This window comes from Kribbella sp. NPDC051770, from assembly GCF_040681455.1.
GTDB lineage: Bacteria > Actinomycetota > Actinomycetes > Propionibacteriales > Kribbellaceae > Kribbella.
In genome coordinates, this window is record NZ_JBFAYT010000001.1 from 1200566 (window position 1) to 1221941 (window position 21376).

18 protein-coding genes and 1 pseudogene are annotated in these 21376 nt (G+C 68.6%); 12 read left to right on the forward strand and 7 right to left on the reverse strand.

All coding sequences use genetic code 11. The features are described 5' to 3' along the window. Positions 1 to 117 precede the first annotated feature (117 nt). Complete coding sequence (locus AB0M01_RS05800) at positions 118 to 681, forward strand: helix-turn-helix domain-containing protein (protein ID WP_363665839.1); 564 nt, start codon at positions 118 to 120, stop codon at positions 679 to 681. Then, complete coding sequence (locus tag AB0M01_RS05805) at positions 678 to 1964, forward strand: MFS transporter (protein ID WP_363665841.1); 1287 nt, start codon at positions 678 to 680, stop codon at positions 1962 to 1964. The genes AB0M01_RS05800 and AB0M01_RS05805 overlap by 4 nt, the downstream gene beginning before the upstream one ends. On the opposite strand, the gene AB0M01_RS05810 is transcribed toward AB0M01_RS05805, so the two are convergent. Further along, on the reverse strand, positions 1897 to 3003 hold the full coding sequence (locus AB0M01_RS05810) for a hypothetical protein (RefSeq protein WP_363665843.1): 1107 nt from the start codon (positions 3001 to 3003) through the stop codon (positions 1897 to 1899). The two genes, AB0M01_RS05805 and AB0M01_RS05810, sit on opposite strands and share 68 nt — an antisense overlap. A 196-nt stretch (positions 3004 to 3199) precedes the next feature. Here AB0M01_RS05810 and AB0M01_RS05815 point away from each other — a divergent pair, with 196 nt between their 5' ends. From AB0M01_RS05815 to AB0M01_RS05830, 4 genes are read left to right on the forward strand one after another with little or no spacing between them, the layout of a single operon-like run. Beyond that, on the forward strand, positions 3200 to 4162 hold the full coding sequence (locus AB0M01_RS05815; RefSeq protein WP_363665845.1) for a sugar ABC transporter permease: 963 nt from the start codon (positions 3200 to 3202) through the stop codon (positions 4160 to 4162). Continuing rightward, positions 4162 to 5010, forward strand: coding sequence for a carbohydrate ABC transporter permease (locus AB0M01_RS05820; RefSeq protein ID WP_363665847.1), 849 nt, complete (start codon positions 4162 to 4164; stop codon positions 5008 to 5010). Before AB0M01_RS05815 ends, AB0M01_RS05820 begins: the two co-directional genes overlap by 1 nt. An 18-nt stretch (positions 5011 to 5028) precedes the next feature. Next, complete coding sequence (locus AB0M01_RS05825; protein WP_363665849.1) at positions 5029 to 6339, forward strand: extracellular solute-binding protein; 1311 nt, start codon at positions 5029 to 5031, stop codon at positions 6337 to 6339. Positions 6340 to 6346: 7 nt separating this feature from the next. Then, a complete protein-coding gene (locus AB0M01_RS05830; protein WP_363665851.1) occupies positions 6347 to 8851 on the forward strand; it encodes a hypothetical protein in 2505 nt (834 codons plus the stop codon). A gap of 80 nt (positions 8852 to 8931) precedes the next feature. On the opposite strand, the gene AB0M01_RS05835 is transcribed toward AB0M01_RS05830, so the two are convergent. Further along, entirely contained in the window at positions 8932 to 10575 is a 1644-nt protein-coding gene (locus tag AB0M01_RS05835) for an acyltransferase (protein WP_363665853.1), read from the reverse strand. Positions 10576 to 10672: 97 nt separating this feature from the next. Between AB0M01_RS05835 and AB0M01_RS05840 the strand changes: the two genes are divergently transcribed. The 4 genes from AB0M01_RS05840 (at position 10673) to AB0M01_RS05855 (ending at position 15130) form a co-directional block, all read left to right on the forward strand. Then, a complete protein-coding gene (locus AB0M01_RS05840; RefSeq protein ID WP_363665855.1) occupies positions 10673 to 11746 on the forward strand; it encodes a LacI family DNA-binding transcriptional regulator in 1074 nt (357 codons plus the stop codon). Positions 11747 to 11957: 211 nt separating this feature from the next. Next, positions 11958 to 13274 carry a sugar ABC transporter substrate-binding protein gene (locus tag AB0M01_RS05845; RefSeq protein ID WP_363665857.1) on the forward strand — a complete coding sequence of 439 codons (1317 nt, stop codon included), beginning with the start codon at positions 11958 to 11960 and terminating at the stop codon, positions 13272 to 13274. 85 nt (positions 13275 to 13359) lie between these two features. Further along, on the forward strand, positions 13360 to 14298 hold the full coding sequence (locus AB0M01_RS05850) for a sugar ABC transporter permease (RefSeq protein WP_363665859.1): 939 nt from the start codon (positions 13360 to 13362) through the stop codon (positions 14296 to 14298). Beyond that, complete coding sequence (locus tag AB0M01_RS05855) at positions 14291 to 15130, forward strand: carbohydrate ABC transporter permease (RefSeq protein WP_363665861.1); 840 nt, start codon at positions 14291 to 14293, stop codon at positions 15128 to 15130. Before AB0M01_RS05850 ends, AB0M01_RS05855 begins: the two co-directional genes overlap by 8 nt. A gap of 51 nt (positions 15131 to 15181) precedes the next feature. Here AB0M01_RS05855 and AB0M01_RS05860 read toward each other — a convergent pair whose 3' ends face one another. Then, positions 15182 to 15949 (reverse strand): hypothetical protein, encoded by a 768-nt coding sequence (locus tag AB0M01_RS05860; RefSeq protein WP_363665863.1) that lies wholly within the window; start codon positions 15947 to 15949, stop codon positions 15182 to 15184. A gap of 139 nt (positions 15950 to 16088) precedes the next feature. Between AB0M01_RS05860 and trpC the strand changes: the two are divergent. Further along, positions 16089 to 16866 (forward strand): annotated as a pseudogene (gene trpC / locus AB0M01_RS05865) (indole-3-glycerol phosphate synthase TrpC). Here trpC and efeB read toward each other — a convergent pair. Genes efeB through thpR form a run of 4 tightly spaced genes read right to left on the reverse strand, consistent with a single transcriptional unit; the run spans position 16859 to position 20739 of the window. Then, entirely contained in the window at positions 16859 to 18127 is a 1269-nt protein-coding gene (gene efeB, locus AB0M01_RS05870) for an iron uptake transporter deferrochelatase/peroxidase subunit (protein ID WP_363665865.1), read from the reverse strand. The pseudogene trpC and the gene efeB sit on opposite strands and share 8 nt — an antisense overlap. Then, positions 18124 to 19263 (reverse strand): iron uptake system protein EfeO, encoded by a 1140-nt coding sequence (gene efeO, locus AB0M01_RS05875; protein WP_363665867.1) that lies wholly within the window; start codon positions 19261 to 19263, stop codon positions 18124 to 18126. Before efeO ends, efeB begins: the two co-directional genes overlap by 4 nt. Positions 19264 to 19296: 33 nt before the next feature. Continuing rightward, on the reverse strand, positions 19297 to 20133 hold the full coding sequence (gene efeU / locus AB0M01_RS05880) for an iron uptake transporter permease EfeU (RefSeq protein ID WP_363665869.1): 837 nt from the start codon (positions 20131 to 20133) through the stop codon (positions 19297 to 19299). A 42-nt stretch (positions 20134 to 20175) separates the two neighbouring features. Continuing rightward, complete coding sequence (gene thpR / locus AB0M01_RS05885) at positions 20176 to 20739, reverse strand: RNA 2',3'-cyclic phosphodiesterase (RefSeq protein ID WP_363665871.1); 564 nt, start codon at positions 20737 to 20739, stop codon at positions 20176 to 20178. A 232-nt stretch (positions 20740 to 20971) separates the two neighbouring features. On the opposite strand from thpR, the gene AB0M01_RS05890 reads away from it, so the two are divergent. Further along, positions 20972 to 21241, forward strand: a complete 270-nt coding sequence (locus AB0M01_RS05890) for a hypothetical protein (RefSeq protein WP_363665873.1) — start codon at positions 20972 to 20974, stop codon at positions 21239 to 21241. Positions 21242 to 21376: the final 135 nt, after the last annotated feature.

Genomic DNA, 21376 nt, shown 5'->3' on the forward strand with positions numbered 1-21376 from the left:
GGTGCCGCGATCCCGGCCGCAACCAGGAGACGACTTCAGAACCTGTGGACAACCAAACCGCAAAGAAGTTTTGCAAAACCTCTTTGCAAACTGTCTTTGCAGTCCTACGCTCAGACCATGAGTGAGAACCACATTCAGCTCGAAGGCCGGATCCTGCGCGCACTGTCGCACCCGATGCGCAACCGGATCGTCGGCCTGCTGCGCATCCACGGTCCGCAGACCGCCACCACGCTGGCCGGGCGCCTCGGCGTCAACACCGGCGCCACCAGCTACCACCTGCGCCAGCTCGCCGAGGCCGGTCTGGTCGAGGACGACGACAGCCGCGGCAACGCACGCGACCGGTGGTGGAAGGCCTCGCACATGGGGACCGAGTTCGACGCCGCCGCGCTGCTGCAGACCGAGCCCGAGCTGACCATGGGCTTCCTGCACGGCATCGGCCAGACGTACGCCGAGAACATGTTCCGCGCGATCAACAGCTGGCAGACCCTCGACCCGGAGTGGCGCGAGGCGACGATGCTGTCCGACTGGGCGTTCCACCTCACGCCGGAGCAGGCCAAGGCGCTGAACGAGGACCTGATGGCCGTGTTCGAGAAGTACCGGACCGACCTGACCCAGCCCGCCCCCGAGGGCACGGAGAAGGTCAGCGTCCAGATCCAGACCTTCCCGTGGGAGCAGGAATGAGCACCCAGCAGAAGGCGCCGCTGATCGCGTTCCTGGCCGCGAACGTGATCTCGATCTGCGGCACCCGGCTGAGCGCGATCGCGATCCCCTGGTTCGTGCTGATGACGACCGGCTCGCCGTTCAAGACCGGCCTGGTCGCCCTCGCCGAGATGCTGCCGCTCGTACTCTGCAAGGCCGCCGGCGGACCGCTGATCGACCGGCTCGGCGCGAAGCGGATCAGCGTGACCGCCGACGCGGCCAGCATGTTCGTGGTCGCACTGATCCCGCTGCTGCACTCCCTCGACCTGCTGAGCTTCCCCGGCCTCCTCGTCGTCGTAGCCATCGCCGGAGCGCTCCGCGGTCCAGGCGACGCAGCCAAGGGCACGCTCGTCCCCGACATCGCCACCGCGGCGAAGGTCCCGCTGGAGCGGGTCACCGGGCTGGAGAGCACCACCGAACGCCTGGCCGGCCTGATTGCATTCGGCCTCGCAGGTGCACTCATCGCGCTCGTCGGCGAGGTGAACGCCCTGTGGATCGACGCCGCCTCGTTCGGCCTCTGCGCGCTGCTGATCAAGCGCTGGATCCCCACGCTACACAACCACAAACAAGACGACGCCGAGGAAGGCACCTACCGTCAGCAGCTCCACGAAGGCTGGACCTTCCTCCGCAGCGACCGCCTCCTGCTCTCCCTCGTGATCATGATCGCCATCACCAACCTGTTCGACATGGCCTGGAGCGCGGTCATGCTGCCGGTCTGGATCAGGGACAACGGCTTCGGCCCGCCGGAGATCAGCCTCGTCCTGGTCTCGTTCAGCGTGATGGCCACGCTGTTCGCGGCCCTGGCCTCGGCAATCGGCGACAAGCTCCCGCGGATGCTCGTCTTCACCGCCGCGTTCCTGATCTGCGGCGCACCACGCTTCGTCGTGATGGCGTTCGACTCACCACTGTGGACGCTCGTCGTCGTCGCGGCGACCGCCGGAGTCGGCGCGGGCTTCATCAACCCCGTGCTCGGCGCGCTGTTCATCGAGCGGATCCCCCGCCCGCTGCTCGGCCGGGTCAACTCGCTCGGCGACGCGATGGCCTGGATCGGCGTACCGCTGGGCGGTGTCGTGGCCGGCGCGATGATCGCCACGATCGGAATGACACCCGCGCTCCTGGCCTCCGGAGCGATCTACTTCCTGGCCACGATGTCCCCGCTCGCCTTCGGACGCAACGAGAACTGGGGCGGCAGACAACCTAGGCGGCGTCGTTCGGATCCTCAGGAAACAACGGACCATCAGGTGGCAGCTGCTTCGCCGCAATGACCGCAGCGGTCGGCTCGGCCTCGCGCCGCAGCCGATCGCGCTCCGCCCCCAGCAGACCGAGCAGCACCAGGTCGAGCAGCATCCCGCCCACCGCCGCGAACTGCGTCCCGGCGAACTGAAAGACCTGCGTCACCAGCAACGACACCAGTACGGCGAGCTCGAACAACCGCACCGCCCGCGCCCGATCACCGGCCCGCAACCGCAGCGCCCCTCGCACCGTGAAGGTCGCCGACAGCACGCTCCCCGCGGCAACGCCCAGCACCGGGAAGTCGGTCAGCAACTGCCCACGGTCGAAGCGGATCCCAGCAGCGATCGCCGGCGCTCCCAGCGCCTGCACCACCAGTACGCCGACAGCAACGGTCGGCGCGAGCGGATGCGTGGCCAGCCGGTCGAACCCTCGCCGCACCGCACGCCAGGCCGCGTCGACCGGCGCCGCCAGCTCCACCTCGTCCGGCTCCACAGCGCCAAGCAGCGCACGCGTTTCGCGCCGCCCGCGCACCTCCGGCCCGACCTGCCGCAGCTGCTCCGACGCCTGCGCCAGCCGACGCCGTGACAGCCCACCGGCGACTCCCTCGACCGCGAAGTCGACCACGTTCGCCAGTTGCTCGCGCGGATCGATCGGCCGCCGCGTCGTCACGAACCGGCTGCCGAGCACGATCAGCACGAACACGACATACACGATCGCGGCCGTCGGTTGGTAGAAGTAGTTGTTGTCCGAGGTGACGAACTTGCCGACCTCGTCGATGAACAGGCCGAAGCCGACGCCGCCGATCAGCGCCGCGGCCGGGCGCACCACCGGGCCGACGTACGCGAGCAGGAGCACGATGCTGACCAGCATCAGCAGGCCGCCGGGCAGGACGTGCGCGATGTGCAGCCCTTTGCCGCCGATCTGCGGGTAGCCGCTCAGCTGCAGGATCAGCCGGGTGATCAGCACCGTCGCCACCCCGGACACCACGAAGGTGGTCAGGTGCTCGCCGCTGCGGACGTTGCGGACGAGTCCCGCTCTCATCAGGTACGGCGACCGCGGTGTGCTCGTCATCTGCCGGAGGTTACCGCGCACCGGCCGCCGGCCCTGATCCACGCTTGTGAATACGAATGCACTGACCTCTTGCGCATCCCCGCGAGCCGTCTTAGCCTCTCGCCTAGTGGAAGTCTGATTTCACTTGGTGAGAACCCCCGGAGTTTTGTCCTGCCTTCTTCCGGCCGGTTTCTACACCGATGAAGAAGGAGGCCCGATGAGCACGAGTACCGAGATCTCCGCTCCGGCCGGCCGCGACCCGACGGTCGAGATCCCCACGCCACCCGCCCCGGCGAAGCCGCGCCGACGGACCGACCGGGTCGCGTACCTGTTCCTGCTGCCGTGGTTCGTCGGGCTGCTGCTGCTCACCGCCGGGCCGCTGCTCGGCTCGCTGTACCTGTCGTTCACCAAGTTCAACCTGCTCCAGCCGCCCGAGTGGAACGGCTTCGGCAACTACCTGAAGATGTTCACCGACGACCCGCGCTACCTGCAGTCGTTGAAGGTCACCTTCATCTACGTCGCGCTGACCGTCCCGCTGCAGCTCGGGTTCGCGCTGGCGGTCGCTGTCCTGCTGAACCGCCCGCTGCGCGGCATGGCCTGGTACCGGTCCATCTACTACATCCCCTCCCTGCTCGGCGGCAGCGTCGCGATCGCGGTGATCTGGGGCCAGCTCTTCGACGACGACGGTGTGCTGAACGCCTTCCTGGCGTTCTTCGGGGTCGCCGGACGGAGCTGGATCTCCAACCCCGACACCGCGCTCTACACCCTGGTGCTGCTGAACATCTGGCAGTTCGGCTCGCCGATGGTGATCTTCCTGGCCGGCCTGAAACAGATCCCCCAGGAGCTGTACGACGCGGCGTCGGTCGACGGCGCGAGCGCCTGGCGCCGCTTCCGGTCGGTCACCGTGCCGCTGCTGACGCCGATCATCTTCTTCAACGTCGTGCTGCAGATCATCCAGGCCTTCCAGGCCTTCACCCCCGCGTACGTCGTCAGCGGCGGCAGCGGCGGCCCGTCGGACTCCACCCTCTTCTACACGCTTTACCTGTACCAGCAGGGATTCACGAACCTCAACATGGGCTACGCCTGCGCGATGGCCTGGGTGCTGCTGCTGATCATCGCCACCTTCACGCTGATCAACTTCGGCCTCGCCCGCCGCTGGGTCTACTACGAGGACCGCTGATGAGCACACTCCAGCAAGCTCCCGTACGCCGCCGCTGGCTGGTCCACCTCGGACTGGTCGCCGGTGCGCTGGTGATGATCTACCCGCTGCTGTGGATGGTCGGCGGCTCGTTCAAGGACGAGACCGACATCTTCTCCCAGCTGAACCCGTTCCCGTCCTCGCTCGACCCGCGCAACTACGTCAGCGGCTGGACGGCCACCGATCCGACCTTCACCCGCTTCTACCTGAACTCGATGCTCATCGCGGCGCTGGCCGTGGCCGGCAACGTGATCGCCTGCACGCTGACGGCGTACGCGTTCGCCCGGCTGGAGTTCCGCGGCAAGAAGGTGTTCTTCGCGGTGATGCTCGGCTCGATCATGCTGCCGGCGCACGCGCTGCTGATCCCGCAGTACGTGCTGTTCTTCAACCTGGGCTGGGTCAACACCTACCTCCCGCTGGTGGTGCCGAAGTTCCTGGCCACCGACGCGTTCTTCATCTTCCTGATGGTCCAGTTCATCCGGACCATCCCGCGCACCCTGGACGAGGCCGCGATGATCGACGGCTGCGGCAAGGTCCGGATCTTCAGCCGCATCATCCTGCCGCTGACCGGTCCGGTGCTGATCACCACGATGATCTTCACCTTCATCTGGACCTACAACGACTTCTTCGCCCAGCTGATCTACCTGTCCTACCCCAGCAGCGAGACCGTGCCCGTCGCCCTGCGCCGGTTCGTCGACGCGACCGGCGACTCGTCGTACGGGCAGCTGCTGGCCATGTCGGTGCTGTCGCTGGTGCCGACCTTCGTCGTCTTCCTTCTCGCCCAGCGCCGCATCGTCGAGGGCATCGCCACGACCGGCCTGAAGGGCTAGCCCGAAAGGAACCCCGCCATGACCACAGACTTCAGCCGAAGGCGTTTCCTGCAGGCCGGACTCGCGGCCGGCCTGCTCGGACCGGTGCTGTCGGCCTGCAACCTCGACCCCGCGGCCAAGGAGGCCAAGGAGTCGGTCCGGTTCAGCAGCTACGGCGACCCGACCAAGCTCGGCCTGCGCGGCAAGCTCGCCGACCAGTACACCTCCAGCCACCCGAACGTGAAGATGGTCTTCGAGGGCACCGCCACCGCGGAGTACTGGGACAAGCTGGCCACCCAGATGGCCGGCGGCAACGCGCCCGACGTGATCAACATCGACATCGCCCGGATCGGCCAGTACGGCGCGGCCGGTGCCCTGCAGTCGCTGCAGAAGTACATCCCGGACACCATCGACGCGACTCCGTTCGACAAGAACCTGCTCAGCCAGGGCCAGCTCAAGGGCGAGCAGTTCGGTATCCCGGTCGCGATGGGCGCCTACAGCATGGGGTACGACGTGACCGTGCTCGACCAGCTCGGTCTGGCGCACCCGCAGGAGACCTGGACCTGGGACGACTACGCCAAGCTGGCCAACGAGGTCCGGCAGAAGTCGGGCAAGAAGATCTACGGCTCGGAGGACCCGAGCGGTGACGCCACGTCGCTGCAGATCTTCCTGCGGAGCAAGGGCGAGGAGCTGTACAAGGACGGCACGCTCGCGTTCACCGAGGACACACTGACCGAGTGGTTCGAGTACTGGGCCGCGCTGCGTTCCAGCGGCGGAACCATCCCGGCCGACATCGCCGCCCAGGCCGTGTACGGCGACTGGCCGACGCTGCCGCTGGTCAAGAAGCAGGCGGCGCTCGGCCACATCCACACGCCGAACCTCAAGGGCGGCTTCCAGGACCTGACCGACCACACCATCGACATCACCCTGCCGCCGCGCTACACCAAGGACGGCAAGTGCGGAACGTTCCCGGCGCCCAGCAGCTACCTGTCGCTGAACGCCAAGAGCCAGCGCGCGGACGACGCCGCCGCATTCATCAACTGGTTCACCAACGGCGAGGAGGCCGCGAAGACGCTGCGGCTGATCAGCGGGCCGCCGGCCTCGGCCACCGGTCGTGACGTCCTGCTGAAGGGCAGCGACCTGTCGGCCAGCGAGAAGCAGGTGCTCGCGTACACCGACCTGGCGCTGAAGAACGCCTTCGCTCCCCCGCAGGCCAGTCCGGCCGCGTCCACCGCGGTCGGCGACCTGCTGCTGAAGACCAGTCAGGACATCGCGTTCAACAAGATCTCGATCAAGCAGGGCGTGCCGAAGTTCGTGGCCGACGCCCGCAAGACCCTCGACGGCAAGTAGGAGCCGCATGCCTGTCACCAGGAACGAAACCAACCCTGTCACCTCCGGCCCGGTCGTCAGCTGGGCCACCGAGCAACTCGACCAGACCCAGACCGCCGCCACGATCAGGCTCGCGACACCCGACGAGTTCCCCGGCGCGGACCTCGCGGCCGTGCCCGAGGCGTACGCCGTACTGCGCGACGGTGCCGAGATCGTTGTCGTGAGCAACGACGAGATCGGCTTCCGGTGCGCGCTGCTGGAGCTGGCCGACCGCGCCGCCGCCGGCGACGACCTGGCCGGTACGACGCCGTTCGCGGAGCAGCCCGCGGTCCCGGTCCGCGGTGTGGTCCGGTCGTTCTCCAGCGTGGACGAGGACCTGTCCTGGTTCCACGACCGGCAGTTCTGGACCGAGTACCTGACCTGGCTGGCCGCCTGCCGGTTCAACCGGTTCCACCTCGCACTCGGCATGCAGTACAACTACGGCGCCGACCGGCACGGCGCGACCGACAACTACCTGTGCTTCGTCTACCCGTTCCTCTTCGACGTCGACGGGTACGACGTCAGCGTGGGCGGGATCAGCGAGCCCGAGCGGCAGCGCAACCTGGCGACGCTGCGGTTCGTCGCGGCCGAGAGCAAGCGCCGCGGGCTGAAGTTCCAGCTCGGCCTGTGGAACCACGCCTACGACTACGGCCGCGACTCCGTGCACCGGTTCCCGGTCCACGGCGTCGGGCCGGACAACCACGCGGCGTACAGCAAGGCCGGGATCGCGAAGCTGCTGGCCGAGGTGCCGGACATCGACGGGCTGACCTTCCGGGTGCACTACGAGGGCGGGATCCCGGACGCGCAGCACGAGATCTTCTGGCGGGCCGTCTTCGAGGGCGCGAACTCGGCCGGGCGGCCGCTGGAGATCGACATGCACGCCAAGGGTGTCGACCAGGCACTGCTGGACGCGGTCGACCTGCCGAACCTGTCCCCGGTGCTGTCCGCGAAGTACTGGGCCGAGCACGTCGGGCTGCCGTACCACCAGGCGTCGATCCGGGCCCGGGAGACGGCCAAGCCGATCCCGGCCGGGCACGAGATGAAGGGGATCACCGAGTTCTCCCGCCGGTTCACCCGGTACGGGTACGGCGACTTCCTGCGCGAGGACCGGACGGTCGACCTGATGTTCCGAATCTGGCCGGGGACGCAGAAGCTGTTGCTGTGGGGCGATCCCGCGATCGCTGCCGGGTACGGGCGGCTGGCCACGTTCGGTGGCTCGCGGGGTGTCGACCTGTGCGAGCCGCTGTTCTTCAAGGGTCGCCACGGAAGTGGCCACCAGGGCGGACGCGATCCGTACGTCCGCGACGACCTGCGGCTGCCCGGCAACCGGGAGTGGACCAAGTACCGCTACAGCTACCTGCTGTGGGGTCGGCTGCAGTACAACCCCGACGCGGCGCCCGAGACCTGGCAGCGCCACCTGCGGGCGACGTACGGCGAGGCGGCGGCGGAGGTGGAGAGCGCGTTGAGCTCGCTGAGCCGCATCCTGCCGCTGGTGACCGTGGTGCACGGGGTCGGCGGGTCGAACAACGGCTACTGGCCGGAGGTCTACCTGAACCTGCCGATCTCCTCCCGGCTGCACTCGCAGCACTACGCCGGGGACACCGACGCCCCGGCCAACTGGGGTGGCGTCAGCCCGTTCGACCCGACGACGTTCTACGGCATCGATGAGTACGTCGCGGCTCGGGCCGCCGGCACCGTCTCCGCGAAGTACACGCCGCTGGAGGTCGCCGCCTGGATCGAGCAGCTCACTGCTGATGGTGAGAAGGCGCTGGAGCGAGCTGAGCAGGTAGCGGACCGGACGGACGCGCAGGTACGGCGTACGGTCATCGACGCGGAGGTGCTGGTCCGGCTGGGCCGGTTCTTCGCCGGGAAGTTCCAGGCGGCGGTCGACTACTCCAGCTACCGGGCGACTGGTGAGGTGGAGTCGCTGAAGGCAGCGCTGAACCGCTACCGAGTGGCACGGGACGCGTACGCCGAGATCCCGGCACTGGTCGAGGGGGTCTACCAGCGGGATCTGCGGTTCGGTATCGAGGCGTCGGAGCACGGGCACTGGGCGGACCGGGTGCCGGACATCGACGCGGACCTGGCTGCGCTCACTGCGGAACTGGACGAAGCAGCAGGCACTGAGGCGCGCTCCTCGCTACCGCCTGTCGTGGCTCGGCCGGAGACGACCGGCGTCGAGCACGTCGTACCCGAGGCGTTCGAGCGGGGGCAGGCGCTGGTGCTGACGCTGGAGGCTCCCGGAGTGACCGGTGCGACGCTGCACTACCGGCACGTGGACCAGTCGGAGGCGTGGCAGGAGACGCCGATGGAGGCGGCCGGGGAGACGTTCACCGGTACGGTCCCGGCTGAGTACACCGCGTCGACGTACCCGCTGATGTACTTCTTCAGCCTCCGGTACGAGGACGGCGGACAGGCGCTGCACCCGGGCCTGGCCGAGGACCTGTCGAGCCAGCCGTACCACGTGCTGCGCTCCGGCAAGGTCAGCGAATGAGCGCGGCCACCACCACGATGGCGACAAGGGCCAGCAGTACGACAGAGGTGACGAGCCGTCGGGTCCGGGGGTCCACCGGCTCAGGCTAGTAGATGACCCCCGGGCGGCGTGACCAGCGGGTCGGGCCGGTGCACCCCACGCGGCCGGTAGCCGAGGGGCTCCGCGGTACCGAGGTAGTCGGCGAGCAGCCAGATGATGGCCAGCCACATCTCGGTGCCCTGGAGCCCCGGCACCGACCGGTCGTCGCTGCCGTCCGGCGCGAAGGCGAAGCCCTCGCCGTCGACCCAGCGGGTCAGGATGCCGTTGAGCATCTCCGCCGCCCAGCGCTCACCCTCGGCACGGCCGTACGCCGTCTGCTGGCCGGCCAGCCAGAGCGGGTGGATGACGTCGAGCACGTTGCAGGCGTTGTAGCCGTCGCCGGAGAAGACCGCGCGGTCCTGAGCATGGGTGAGCACGGTCCGGATCGCCTGCTCGGGGTACGGCAGCGGGAGGCCGAACTGGGCGTAGGTGCCGCGGGTGAGGCGGTAGAAGCCGTTGACGACCTGGAGCCAGCCGTCGTCGGGGTGGTGGTTGCCCCAGGCGCCGGTCGCCGGGTCGGCGCGGGTGGTCAGCCAGCCGAAGGTGGTGAAGAAGGCGTCGCCGGGGTTTTCGCCGTGGTCGTGGAGGTTGCGGGCCATCGCGGTGCCGAGGGCGTCCAGGCCGTTGCCGGCGCTCCAGGCGTTTCTTGCCCAGGGCAACGCGTCGAGGCGTTGGGTGAGATCGGAAGGGAGGGCGATCTGGTGCTCGAAGCTGCTGCCGAGGAGCTGGAGGGCGTAGCCGACGCAGAGGATGTGGTAGCTGGCCGGGCCTTCGAGGACGTCGAGGCCGGTGAAATCGGGCTTGTCGTCGGCGGCGAGGTCGCCGGGGGCGACCAGGCCGGTCGCCGGGTCCTGGCGGGAGCGGAGGCGGCGGATCAGGTCGTCGGCGGTGTGGCCCTCCGGCGTACGGCGGAGGAGCAGGTCGGAGATCTCGATCGCGTCACACCAGGGGCGGATCGCGGGGTCGGCGGGGACGCCGGGGCGGTCGATGAAGCGGGTGCCGTCGGAGCAGCGCGAGAGAACGTCGCCGACCTGGTCGCGAGCGCGAGAGGCAAAAGCAGAGAGTTTCTCAGAGGAGATGGCAGGAGTTCTTGCCGGGTGACGGCGGTCTCGGATGACTTTTGCTGGGTTGCCTGCGGCTACCGACCACGCCGGCACGTCCTTGGTGACGACCGCACCGGCTCCGATGATCGAGTGCGGGCCGATCGTGACGCCGTCCAGGACGATCGCGTTCGAGCCGATCCAGACGTCGTCGCCGACGGTGATACCGCGGGCGGTGTGCGGCTGGCGGAAGATCGGCTGGTCGGTGCGCTCGCTGCCGTGGTTGAACGCCAGCAGCGACGCGTGGGCGCCGATCCGGACGCCGTCGCCGATCGCGATCTTGCCGCGGACCACGGCGTACGGGTTGACGGTGGAGTCGGCGCCGATGCTGATCTCGCCGGTGATGTAGCTGCTCGCGGCCAGGTACGACCGCTCCCCCATGCGGAGTTCGTCACAGTAGACGGCGGCCGTCGGAGCGACGTACACGTCGGCCGCCAGCTCGACCCGGCCGGTCAGCTGCTGCTGGTGTTCGGCCTGCTCGGCCCGCTGCTGCGCGGACGCGCGACCGGCGTACTCCCAGGGCAGGAAGTCCATGCGCTCAACCATGGGATAACGCTATCCACAACGCGCGGCCGCCGCCGTACGACGGCCTGTCGGTGAGACGCGCTGCTACTCTCCCCGACATGCGGGGCGGGAGACTCAGATGACCTTGGACAGCGATCAGACCGCCGGTGACAGCCCGGCGGGCGGTGCCGTTCGCCCGGGCCGCCGCGTCACGATCAGCGATCTGGCCCGGCGCCTGGACATCTCCAAGGCGTCGGTCTCGTACGCGCTGAACGGCCGGTCCGGGGTCAGCGAGGAGACCCGGCGCCGGGTGCTCGAGCTGGCCGAGGAGCTCGGCTTCCACCCGAACTCGGCCGCCGTCGCGCTGTCCGCGAGCCGGACCCGGACGATCGGCATCGTGATCGCCCGCGACCCCGAGCTGATCTCCACCGAAGCGTTCTACATGCGCACACTGGTCGGCATCGAGCAGTACCTGAACGAGGTCGACTCCTCGTTGCTGCTGCGGCTCACCGGTGAGCACGGCGAGGACCTGGACGTGCTGCGGCGCTGGAGCCGGCAGGGCCGGGTGGACGGGTTCATCCTGTTCGACGAGCACCACGACGACCCGCGGATCACGCTGCTCAAGGAGCTGGGCGTGCCGGGTGTCGTGGTCAGCTCCAACGCGCCCGACGACGGCGTCGGCCGGCTGATCAGCTCACCGGAGGAGACCGTGGTGCTGCTGCTCGACCACCTGGTCGAGCTGGGTCACCGCGACATTGCCCACGTCAGCGGGCCGTTCCACTTCGTGCACGAGCAGCTCCGCGTGCAGCTGCTCCAGGAGCACGCCGTACGCCGTGGCATCCGCGTGCGGCACTACGAGGGCAGCTACCGGTACGAGGACGGCGCCGACATCACCCGGCAGGTGCTGACCGACAGCGACCGGCCGACCGCGCTGGTGCTCGGCAACGACCTGATGGCCGTGGCGGCGCTGCGGGTGGCCACCGAGCTCGGCACCGTCGTACCGGACGAGCTGTCGATCGTGGCCTGGGACGACTCGCCGCTGTGCGAGCTGGCCCGGCCGGGGATCACCGCGGTCGACCAACAGACGATGGAGCGTGGCCGCGCGGCCGCCGACCTGCTGTTCAGGATCGCCGCCGGCGACTCCGAGCTGCATGTGGAGGCTCCCGGCGGGGTACTGCGGACCCGCGAGTCGAGCGCGCGGGCGCCGCGCTAGTCCGGAATTGCAACACCGCTGCAACCACAACCTGCGCACTCGTGCGCGAAGCTGCGGATAACCCGCAGCCGGTTCCGTTCTGGTCACGGAGCAGTAACGAACGCGACCCGACTGAACCGGTTAGGGTTTACCAACTTAACCGGTTAGGCCACTATGGCCGGACCAGCCTCCGCTCTCCTGCCGGAGGCTCGATGGGACGAGGGAGTCCGACGTGAGACTGCGTTCGCTTGTAGCCGCAGTAGCGGTGTCCGCCCTGGGAATCAGCCTGGCCGCCTGTGGTGGCAGCGACTCCGGTGATTCCTCCGGCGGTGGTGGCGGCGACGCCACGCTGACCTACTGGGCCAGCAACCAGGGCACCAGCCTGGACAACGACAAGCAGGTCCTGACCCCGGTGCTGGAGAAGTTCACCCAGGAGACCGGTGTGAAGGTCAACCTGGAGGTGATCGGCTGGAACGACCTGCAGACCCGGATCCAGACCGCGATCACCTCCGGCCAGGCGCCCGACGTGGTCAACATCGGCAACACCTGGGCCGCCTCGCTGCAGGCGACCGACGCGTTCCTGCCGTTCGACGGCGACGCGATGACCGCGATCGGTGGCAAGGACAAGTTCGTGCCGACGGCTCTGGCGACCGGCGGCAAGGAAGGCACCGACCCGACGTCGGTCCCGCTCTACGGTCTGGCCTACGGCCTGTACTACAACAAGGCGATGTTCGCCGCGGCCGGCCTGCAGCCGCCGAAGACCTGGGAGGAGATGGTCAGCGCCGCGCAGAAGCTGACCGTCCCGGCCAAGAAGCAGTGGGGCATGGCGCTGGCCGCCGGCAGCTACACCGAGAACGTGCACTTCGCGTTCATCAACGCCGCGCAGAACAAGGCCGACTGGTTCGACGCCGACGGCAAGCCGACCTTCACCGGTGACGGCAACGTCCAGGGCGTGCTGCGCTACCTCGACCTGATGCAGAAGGACAAGGTCGCCAACCCGGCCAACGCGCAGTACGACAACGGCACCAAGTCGGTCAACGACTTCGCGACCAAGAAGGTCGCGATGGTGATCAACCAGAACAACGCCGACTCCTCGATCGTCGCCAACGGCATGAAGGCCGGCGAGTACGGCGTCGTGCCGTTCCCGTCGCCGAGCGGTGGCGAGCAGGTCGCCAGCCACGTGGCCGGGATCAACCTGTCGATCTTCAAGAACACCAAGAACAAGGACGCGGCGCTGAAGTTCGTCAAGTACATGACGGACGCGCAGACCCAGACGACGCTGGGCAAGCCGTTCAGCTCGCTGCCGGTGCTGAAGGACGCCAAGCCGGTGTTCACCACGGACGCGGCCGAGGCGGCCACGTTCCAGGACGTCTACAACACCAAGTCCAAGCCGCTGCCGCTGGTGCCGGCCGAGGACCAGTTCGAGTCGACCGTGGGCAAGGCGATGAACGCCATGTTCGCCAAGATCGCGACCGGTGGGACGGTGTCGGCCGACGACGTGAAGGCCGCTCTGCAGACCGCCCAGGACCAGGTGGCCGCGAGCAGCTGACGTAGCGACCAGTGGCCCGGGCGATCTCGTCCGGGCCACTGCCCACGTCAGCCGACCCCTTCCAGAACAGGAGACGAGACCCAGGATGTCCGTCGCCACACAACCACGCGGACTCGAGCGCCGGCCCGGCCTCAACCGGTGGCTTCCGTACCTGCTGCTGGCGCCCGCGGTGCTGGCCGAACTGCTGATCCACATCATCCCGATGATCGTCGGGATCTGGATGAGCTTCGTGAAACTGACCAAGTTCTTCATCGCGAACTGGTCCGCCGCCCCGAGCGCCGGGCTCGGCAACTACAAGGTCGCCCTCGACTTCAACAACGCCGTCGGTGAGGGCCTGCTGAAGTCGTTCGGCGTCACGGTCGTCTTCTCGCTCGTCACCGTCGCGCTGTCCTGGCTGCTCGGGATGGCCGCCGCGGTCGCGCTGCAGCCGCCGTTCCGCGGCCGCGGGCTGCTCCGGACGATGTTCCTGGTGCCGTACGCGCTGCCGGCGTACGCCGGGATCCTGACCTGGAACTTCATGCTCCAGCGCGACACCGGCGCCGTGAACCACGTGCTCGAGCAGCTGCACCTCAGCGACGGCACGACGTTCTGGCTGATCGGCGGCAACGCGCTGGTCTCGCTGATCGTGGTCGCGACCTGGAAGCTGTGGACGTTCGCGTTCCTCACGCTGATGGCCGGGCTGCAGAGCATCCCCGGCGACCTGTACGAGGCCGCGTCGGTCGACGGCGCCGGCAACATCCGGCAGTGGCGCAACATCACCCTGCCGTCGCTGCGGCCGGTGAACCTGGTGCTCGTGCTGGTGCTGTTCCTGTGGACGTTCAGCGACTTCAACACGCCGTACGTGCTGTTCGGTACGGCGCAGCCGCCTGCCGGTGACCTGATCACGTTCCACATCTACAACGCGTCGTTCCTGACCTGGAACTTCGGGACCGGGGCCGCGATGTCGGTGCTGCTGCTGATCTTCCTGATGATCGTCACCGGCATCTACCTGTTCGTCACCGGAAGGAGGTCGCGCCGTGCGTGAGACCCAGGGCTTCAAGATCTACCGCGGTGTCGTGCTGGTCGTGCTCGGCCTGTTCGTGCTGGTGCCGCTGTACGTGATGATCACGTCGTCGCTGAAACCGCTGAAGGACGTCCAGGGCGCGTTCACCTGGTGGCCGTCGAACCTGACCTTCGCACCGTTCATCGACATGTGGAAGACGGTGCCGCTGGCCCGGTACTTCGTGAACTCGACGATCGTGTCGGTGGCCGCGACGGCGTTCTCGGTGGTGCTGGCGATCCTGGCCGCGTTCGCGGTGTCGCGGTTCAAGTTCCGCGGCCGGACGGTGTTCACCACCACGGTGCTGTCGACGCAGATGTTCCCGGGCGTGCTGTTCCTGCTGCCGCTGTTCCTGATCTTCGTGAACATCAACAACGGGCTCGGCGTCCAGCTGGTCGGGACGCGGCTCGGGCTGATCATCACCTACCTGACGTTCAGCCTGCCGTTCTCGATCTGGATGCTGGCCGGGTACTTCGACAGCATCCCGCGCGAGCTCGACGAGGCGGCGATGGTCGACGGGTGCGGGCCGATGGGCGCGCTCTGGCGCGTCGTGCTGCCGGCGGCCCGGCCGGGCGTGATCGCGGTGGCGATCTACTCGTTCATGACCGCCTGGGGAGAAGTGCTGTTCGCGTCGGTGATGACCACCGAGGCGAACCGGACGTTGTCGGTCGGTCTGCGGCAGTACTCGACGCAGACCAACATCTACTGGAACCAGATCATGGCTGCCGCTCTCGTGGTCAGCATCCCCGTCGTGATCGGCTTCCTGCTCGCCCAGCGGCACTTCGTCGCCGGCGTCACCGCGGGTGCGGTGAAGTAGTCCGTACGTCGTTGCGCCCGGCCCCTTTAACGGGTGCCGGGCGCAACGTTTTTACTCGAACGCCGACGCGGCGTAGATCGTGACCGACGTCGAGAAGCTGGAGCTGGCGCGCGCTCCGCGGCCGACCGTCGCTCCGCTGTAGCCGTGGATCGAGAGCCGGAAGACGCCGTACCGGGCCTCCTTGACCGCGCTCGGGCCGCCGTTGGGCTGGCCGGCGTGCTGGTTGGTGAAGGCCGTGATCTGCTGCCGGACCCCGGCGTCGTGAACGGCCAGGCCGAGGACGCCGGGCAGACCGGCCTTCAGCGTCGCGAACGCCTGTCCCGGTCCCTGCGGGAACTCCCCCTTGCCGGTGGCGCGGCCGCCGACGTCGACGCTCTCGACGAAACCCTTGTTGGAGTACGCGCGGTCGATCCCGATCTCGAGGTTGCCCTTGTCGCACTCGATGCCGAGGACGCGGTCCTCCTTGCAGGTGTAGCCCTTGGACTTGAGCGTGTTCACGAGTCCGGTGACCGTCACACCGGGGAAGCAGCCCTTGCAGGCCGGCGGCCCGCTCGGGCTCGGCTTGGCGCTGGGGCTGTCGGCGGCCGTCGGGCTGCCGCTCGGCACCGACGGCGACTCGTCGACCGGCCGGGTCGTGGCCGGTCCGGGGACCGCGTCCGCGGGGTCGTCGTCACGGCCGCCGATCAGGACGAACGCGGTGCCGATCACGGCGAGCACGCCGACGATGCCGACCACGATCAGCCCGGCGCGGGACTTCCGGGCCGGCGGGGGCGGCGGCGCGGGGTAGCCGCCGTACTGGGGTCCGTAGTTGTTGGCCACGGCACGGACTCTAGGGTCGGGCCGGTTCATTTGCGTCCTGCTGCAAAGGTCGGCGCGTCGAGTTCCTGCCACGGCAGGTTGGTTGCTGCAGGCATCGGCGTACGGTGGACGGTGGGAGCGACCACGGGAGGACGACGCGATGAGCGTGCTGGACGGGATTCTGGACGGTGTCCGCGAGGACCTGGCCGAGCGGCAGCGGCAGGTGCCGCTGACCGAGCTGAAGGCGCGGGTCGCCGACCTGCCGCCGGCGCTCGACCCGCTGCCGGGGTTCCGGGCCGACGGGGTCTCGATCATCGCGGAGGTCAAGCGCAAGAGCCCGAGCAAGGGCGAGCTGGCCGGCATCCCCGACCCGGCGGGCCTCGCGGCCCGGTACGCCGACGGCGGTGCCGCGGCGATCAGCGTGCTGACCGAGCAGCGCCGGTTCGGCGGGTCGCTGGCCGACCTGACCGCGGGTCCGCGCGCGGGTCGACGTACCGGTGCTGCGCAAGGACTTCATCGTCGAGGAGTACCAGCTGTGGGAGGCGCGCGCGTTCGGCGCCGACCTCGCGCTGCTGATGGTGGTCTCGCTGGACGACACCCTGCTCGGCGACCTGATCGGGCTGGCCGGCGAGCTCGGGCTGACGCCGCTGGTCGAGTCGCACTCCCTGGATGAGCTGGAACGCGCCACTGCCACCGGCGCTCAGGTGCTCGGCGTCAACGCCCGCGACCTGACCACACTGCAGGTCGACCGCGCCGTGTTCCAGAAGCTCGCGCCGCACATCCCCGCCGACCGGGTGAAGGTCGCCGAGTCCGGCGTCGCCGGGCCGGAGGACGTCGCGGAGTACCGGGAGTGGGGCGCGGACGTCGTACTGGTCGGTGAGGCCCTGGTGAAGTCCGGCGACCCCGCCGACGCCGTACGGAAGTTCCGCTCTAGCTGAAGAGCTTCTCGCCCCAGAACGACCCGGCCGGTACGCCGCCGGGGCAGGCGAAGATGCCGGAGCCGACGTGGCGGATGTACTCGTTCATCACGTCGGAGCGGGCCAGCTGGTTCTGGATCGGGATGAACTGCTTGCGCGGATCACGCTGGTAGGCCAGGAAGAACAGCCCGGCGTCCAGGCGGCCGAGACCGTCCGAGCCGTCGACGAAGTTGTAGCCGCGGCGGAGCAGCTCGGCGCCGTTGTTGAACTGCGGGTGCGCGAGCCGGATGTGCGCGTCGGTGGCGACCTTCGGCTCGCCGTCGGCGGTCTTCGCGGTGAAGTCGATCGCGTCGAACTCGTCGGACTTGCCGAGCGGGGCGCCGGTGCCCTTGCCGCGGCCGACGATCGTCTCCTGCTCGCTGAGCGGCGTCCGGTCCCAGGTCTCGATCGTCATCCGGATCCGGCGCGAGACCAGGTACGAGCCGCCGACCATCCACTCCGGGCCGTCCCCGGGCTGCACCCAGAGCTGCTCCTCGAGCTTCGCGGTGTCCTCGAGCTTGAGGTTGTTGGTGCCGTCCTTGAAGCCGAACAGGTTGCGCGGCGTGGTCTGCGCGCGCGACGTCGACGACGTGCGGCCGAACCCGAGCTGGGAGTAGCGGACGGCCGTCGTACCGAAGCCGATCCGGGCCAGGTTGCGGATCGCGTGCACTGCGACCTGCGGGTCGTCCGAGCAGGCCTGTACGGCGATGTCGCCGCCGCTGCGGGCCGGGTCGAGGTTGTCGCCGATGAAGTGCGGGAGATCGACCAGGGCCTGCGGGCGCTTGGCCTTGAGGCCGAACCGGTCGTTGCCCTTGGCATCTTGGAAGAAGCTCGGGCCGAAACCGATGGTCAGCGTGAGCCGCGCCGGCGGCAGGCCGACCGCCTCACCGGTGTCCTCCGGCGGCGCCTCGGCCGGGCCGTTCACCGCGCCGTACTGGCCGATGTCGCGGCCCGCGGTGATCAGCGCGGCCGCGGCCGTCCACTCCTTGAGGAGCGCGATGACGGCGTCGCGCTTGTCGGTGGTGACGTCGAAGGTCGCGAAGTGCAGCCGGTCCTGGGCGGGGGTGACGATGCCGGCCTGGTGCTTGCCGTAGAACTCCACCGGGCCGGTGGTGTCGGCGGCGTGCGACTCCTCGTTGCTCACCACTGAATGAGCCGCGTACCCGGCGACTCCGGTGGCGACGGCGGCTCCCGCCGCGCCGAACAGGCCGCGGCGGGAGATGCCCTTCTTCGGCTCACTCATTTCTTGGCGATGACCCCGGCGACCTTGCTGACCGGCTCGGCCAGCGCGTCGACCACGGTGGCCAGGGCCTTCCGCTCGTCGGCGGTCGGCTGGTACGGCTTGAAGCCGTCGCCCACGCGGTACTTGTCGACGGCCGCGAAGACCGCCTTGAAGTTCGTGTCCAGCGTGGTCACCAGCGCGGCGTCGCGCTGCTGCAGGGCCGGGCGGAGCGCCTGGATCGCGGCCTGCGAACCCTCGACGTTGGCCTGGAAGTCCCACAGGTCGGTGTGCGAGTAGCGGTCCTCCTCACCGGTGATCTTGCCGGTGGCGACCTCGTCCAGCAGCTCCTTGGCGCCGTTGGCCAGCTGCAGCGGGTTCAGCTGCACGGTCTTGGCCTTGGCGACGACCGTCTTCACGTCGACGAGCAGCTGGTCGGCGTACTTGGCCATGCCGGCGGTGGAGTTCTTCTCCCACAGCGCCTGCTCGATCCGGTGGTACCCGGTCCACTCGGTGCCCGGCTCGACGTCGTTGACGCGGGCGTCGATCTTCGGGTCCAGGTCGCCGAACGACTCCGCGACCGGCTCGATCCGCTCCCAGTAGGTGCGCGAGACCGGGAACAGCGCCTTGGCCTTGGCGACGTCGCCGGCCTTGACCGCGGTGACGAAGTCGGTGGTCTTCTCCTCCAGCGCGACGGCCTGGGAGTTGACGTAGCGCTGGTAGCTGACGGTGGCGTCCTTGAGCGCGGTGTCGGTGTCGACCTGCGCGGCCGCGTCACCGGTGACGGTCAGGTCGCCGCGGATGCCGTCGCCGATCATGCCCGGCTTGCAGACCGCCTGGTACTTGCCGGTGGGCAGCTCGACGATCAGGTCGCGCTTCAGGCCCGGGCCGATGTTCTCGACCTCGCCCATCACCCGGTCGCCCTCGGCGTACACGTAGAACTCGGTGACCTTGCTGCCGCCGTTGGAGACCGAGAACGTGCTGGTCCCGGACTTCACGTCGCGGCGGCTCAGCTCGCAGCCGTCGTCGGAAGCCTTCACCGCGACCGGCCCGGTGGCGTCGCCGGGCGCGGCGGCCGGGGTGTCCTCGGCACAACCGGTGAGGGCGGCCAGCAGCAGTACGGCGCCGGCTGCGAGGCCTCGGCGGGTGGTCGTGTTCATGCGCGTTCCTTGTCGACGGACGGGTGGTGAGGTTCAGGCTTGGGCGGGGACCGCGGGCGGCGCCGGCGTCTGCTTGACCGGGCGGAGGTACAGCACCAGCACCGGGACCAGGTAGACCAGCCAGGCGGTCAGCTCGATCACGGTCGGGGACGGGTTGAAGTTGAAGATCCCCTTCAGCACCACGCCGTACCAGCTGTCCGGCGGGATCACGTGGGAGATGTCGAAGGCGAGCGTCTGCAGGCCGGGCAGGATGCCGGCCTCCTGCAGGTCGTGGAAGCCGTACGCGAAGATGCCGGCCGCGACCAGGATCAGCAGCGCGCCGGTCCAGTTGAAGAAGACGCCGAGGTTGATCTTGATCGCGCCGCGGTAGATCGCGAAGCCGAGGCCGACCGCGGTGGCCAGACCGAGCAGGACGCCGACGAACGGCGTCGCGGTGGTCGCGGTGGCGGCCGAGGCGTAGACGATGAACGCGGTCTCGATGCCCTCGCGGAAGACCGCCAGGAAGGCGAGCACGACGACCGCCGCCGGGCCGACCTCGAGGGCCGCGCCCATCCGCTCGCGCAGCTCGCGGGCGATGCTGCGCGACGCCTTGCGCATCCAGAAGATCATCCAGGTGACGAAGCCGACCGCGACGATCGACATCACGCCGCCGATGGTCTCCTGGGTGGTGAAGGACTTGGCGGTCAGCGAGGTGATGAACTGCAGCAGCGCCCAGCCGGCGACCGCGACGGCGACCGCCGCGGCCACACCGGCCCAGACCAGCTTGAGCCGGTCCTTGTGCCCCGACTTGACCAGGAAGGTGGCCAGGATGCTGACTACCAGGGATGCCTCCAGTCCCTCACGCAGTCCGATGAGGTAGTTGGCGAGCATGGCGGTACTCCTGGAGCTTAGGTATGTCTAACCTTCGGAAGGCTAACCTAAGAAATCCCATTCGCCTACTGTGTCGTACGCCGCACCGTGGCTCGGCCCCTCACCGAGACGCGACGAGATCAGCCGCAGACTCTCCGCGGTCCAGGCGGGCCCCTGGTACTCGTCGAAGATCCGCACCCACCGCACCACGTCCACGGGCTGGCGCGTTCTCGCCAGCGTCAGGTGCGGCGTGAACTTCCGCCCGTCCACGGTCACACCGGCCTTGTTCGCCGCCGACCGCGTCGTCATCGCCAGGTGCTTGAGCGAATCGCTCCCGTCCTCGACCCCCGTCCACAGCACCCGCGCGTTCGGTACGCCGGGAAACGCCCCCGACCCCCGCAACCGCAGGTCGAACGGCTTCTGCCGCTTCGCGGCCCGCTCGAGCCCCTCCCCCAGATCATCGGTCTTCCACTCCGGCACTTCACCCAGGAACGCGAGGGTGATGTGCCAGGTCTCGTCACTCGCCCACCGAACATCCTCGTCAGGATGCGCCCGACGAGGCTCCACGAACTCACTCAGATGCTCAACAACCTCCACCGGCGGCACAACAGCCACGAACAATCGCATAGGTGGAAGCCTACGGGCAGCGCACTGCTGTGGTTGTGCAATTCGCCGGGCAAGTAGGCAGCCCGGGCAGCGATGACACCGTATCCGCTGCGCCGAATCTGTCGGGCCGGCAGACCGCGGCTTTCTTGGAATGCAGACGTTTGCATGACCCGGAGGAGCGGTTGAACCGCTGTCATGAGGTCTGGTCAACCGAGCCCCTGTCCGCCATTCTGCCTACGGGGAGGGGGAAGAAATGGTCACGCTGGAAGGTGGCATCGAAGGTGTGCTGGGCCTGTTCGCCGTGCTCGCACTGATCGCGATCGTTGGAGTCGGTCTCTTCTGGGGCCTGAGTTTTCTGGCACCGGTATTCGGCGCAATCTTTGGATACGTCATGGGCGCGGGGGTGCTGGTGACTTTGATCGGGGCCGGCGGGCACTGGCTCGCGGTTGGCCTGACAGGGCTCGGTCTCATCGTTGGAGGCCTGCTGATGTGGATGGTCGCAGAGATGTTCGGCGAGACGTAGGCCACTGCGCGGATCACCTCCGCTGAGGGTGGCGGACGATCCGTAGAACCGACTGAGCGACGTCCTGCCACCTCACGTGCGGCGTACTGCCAGAAGTCATGGAGTCGGGCCGGTGGGAGCTGACTGTCGGCGGCC